Genomic DNA, 2579 nt, shown 5'->3' on the forward strand with positions numbered 1-2579 from the left:
TCCGTCAGCAGATGCTGGAACGGTTCCTGACGCAGCGTCCCAATGCGCCGCGCGAGGACCTGGCCTATCTGATGGAGCGGCTGGACCACGACCCCATGCCTGCAAGAGCGCGGGTCAGCGCCGCGGCCTGACAGCAAAACGCCCGCCTGGGGCGGGCGTCAGAATCCTGCCGTCGGAGTGGCAGTTCTCAGCTCAGGTGGGCGGCGACGCGCGCTTCGAGCGTTTCCGCCAGCACCTTGCCGACCGGGTGGTCATCCGTCTGGATTTCGTCCCGGACCACAGCCTTGATGGCGTCGATATGGGCGTCCAGCAGCAGGGTCGGCGCCGCCATTCGCTTGGCAGGATCGTCCAGCATCTTGCAGAGCGAGCCGGCGAGGCGAGTCACCAGCGGATACTGGTAGGTCGTTCCCAGCCCCTTCAGGTCATGGGCGCGGAAATAGAGCGCCTCGGCCGTCTCGTCGCTGTAGCCGAGGGTGCGGATGTCGGACTGGGCCTTGTCCAGTTTGGTGATCTCATCCTGAAGCCATTGCCCGAACTGGGCGGACATCGCCTGCAGGGCCTGTTCGGCCTTGGCGATGGCGCCGGCGTCGATACCGCCGAATCCTCCGCCGACCTTCATGCGAAGAGTGTTGGGAGGACGAATGACCTGGGCCGGGTTGCTCACGGCTGACTCCTGAGGACGACTGAGGTCAACCCTCGCACCCACGTCCCTAAAAAACGGTGCACGCCCTTCAGGAGGCGAATTGCTCGGCCAGAACCCGTTCCTCGAACGACCGGCCGGCGTCGAACAGCATGGTGAGCGCGATATCCCGTCGCTCCCGGACTTCGACGCGGGCCACCCGCCGGATCTCGAGGTCGTCAGCCGTCGCGCTGACCGGCCGCTTGTCAGGCTCAAGCACCTCAAAACACACCTTCGATTGATGCGGCAGGAGGGCCCCGCGCCAGCGCCGGGGCCGGAAGGCGCTGATCGGCGTCAGCGCCAGGACGCGGGAGTCGAGCGGAATGATCGGGCCGTGCGCCGACAGATTATAGGCGGTCGACCCGGCCGCGGTGGCCAGCATGCATCCGTCGCAGGACAACTCCTCCAGCCGGACCCGACCGTCGACGATGATCCGCAGCTTCGCGCTCTGTCGGGTCTGCCGCAGTAACGAGACCTCATTGATGGCCAGACCGCTATGTTTCTGTCCGGCCTCGGTCCAGGCATCCATCTGCAGGGGATGGATGACGGCGCGGCCGGCGTCGGCGAGCCGCTCCAGCAGGCCCTCTTCCTCGAAATCGTTCATCAGGAAGCCCACCGAGCCGCGGTTCATGCCGAAGACCGGCGTCCGCCGCTCCATGACGGTGTGCAGCGTCTCCAACATGAAGCCGTCGCCGCCGAGCGCCACGATGACCTGGGCTTCGGCGGGGTCGACCGAGCCGTAGCGTGCCACCAGCCTCTCACGCGCGGCTTGCGCCTCGGGTCGATCCGAGGCGGTGAAGGCGATGCGGAGGGGGGGCGGCGCTGGTTCGGTCACGAATGCACGCAAGCCGAGCCGGACGGCGAAGTCAAACGGCGGCTTGAAGTTCCCTGTGGTCGTCGCCGATCAGGACCTTGAAAGCGCGCGCCGCCGATCCCTGCGAAAGGGCGCCGCGTAGCCAGACGGCCTCGCCCCGGTCGCCGGGCAAGGAAGCGTTGAGCTTGCGCAGTTCGACCAGAAGGGTCGGGAAGACGGCCCGGTCGATCCCGACTGCGGCGCAGGCGTAATACAGGGCTTCCGGCGTCGCGGCGTCCAGGGCGACGCGAATCTGGCCGATGGAGAATCCGCCCAGCGCCGCCAGTCCATGCGCGAACAGGCCCAGGCGTTTCTCCCTAATGGCCCGGATCAGCAGGCCGGGGCGCAGCTGTCCTGCGGACTGCAACTTGTCGACCAGCCGCCGCTCCATCTCGTCCCGAGCGCCCTGGTCCGGGGGGGGCTGTTCAGGGCTGGCCGGCCGAAGAACGCCTTCGACGGCGTCGTAGACCGCCTTTCCCAGGACCTGTTCATTGACCTTGAAGCGGGCGGCGATGGACTGGCGAAGGGCCGTTCCAACCCACTGGTAGAGCTGTTCGGCCAAGGCTTCGGTCAGGAGCGGGTGGCGGGTCAGGGGGCCGCGTAGCGCCGCGATGCGGCGCGAATGCTCAACCAGCCGGCGCACGCCGTCGGCGCTGATTTCAGCCGTTCGGTTGGTCGTCAGGGCCATCAGCACGGCGGGATCGCCCTGATCGATCACGGCGTCGGCCACGCGGCCGCTGATCCCGGGCCGGCGGGCGACGGCGATCTGGTGTTCAAGCGAGGCCTCGATCAGCACCCGCAACAGGTCCTCGTCTTGCAGGATCGGGCTGGAAGCCAGGATCGGGCGAGCGATCTCGATTTCGTCAAGGGCGAGGACGTTGACCAGGGCGGCAGGCGCCCATTCCGCGTGGGCCAGCTTCTCGGACAAGACCTTGCGGACCTCGCGCTCGGCCTGTCGGGCGAGGGTCAGGAATATTTCGCCCAGCACCGGGGAAATCTCTCCCGTCGGCGGACAGGCGTCGCACAGGGCGACCACGCCCAGCAGGA

General features: G+C 67.5%; 3 protein-coding genes. All 3 read right to left on the reverse strand.

Annotation, left to right across the window (positions count from 1 at the left end):
- Nucleotides 1-187 precede the first annotated feature (187 nt).
- A complete protein-coding gene (locus tag WC555_RS15695) occupies nucleotides 188-664 on the reverse strand; it encodes an Hpt domain-containing protein (protein ID WP_292127228.1) in 477 nt (158 codons plus the stop codon).
- A 67-nt stretch (nucleotides 665-731) separates the two neighbouring features.
- Nucleotides 732-1514, reverse strand: a complete 783-nt coding sequence (locus WC555_RS15700) for an NAD kinase (protein ID WP_292127230.1) — start codon at nucleotides 1512-1514, stop codon at nucleotides 732-734.
- A 31-nt stretch (nucleotides 1515-1545) separates the two neighbouring features.
- On the reverse strand, nucleotides 1546-2579 hold a 1034-nt coding region (locus WC555_RS15705), incomplete at its 5' end, for a DUF2336 domain-containing protein (RefSeq protein WP_373255077.1).

Origin of the sequence: Brevundimonas sp., assembly GCF_041648615.1 — a bacterium.
GTDB lineage: Bacteria > Pseudomonadota > Alphaproteobacteria > Caulobacterales > Caulobacteraceae > Brevundimonas.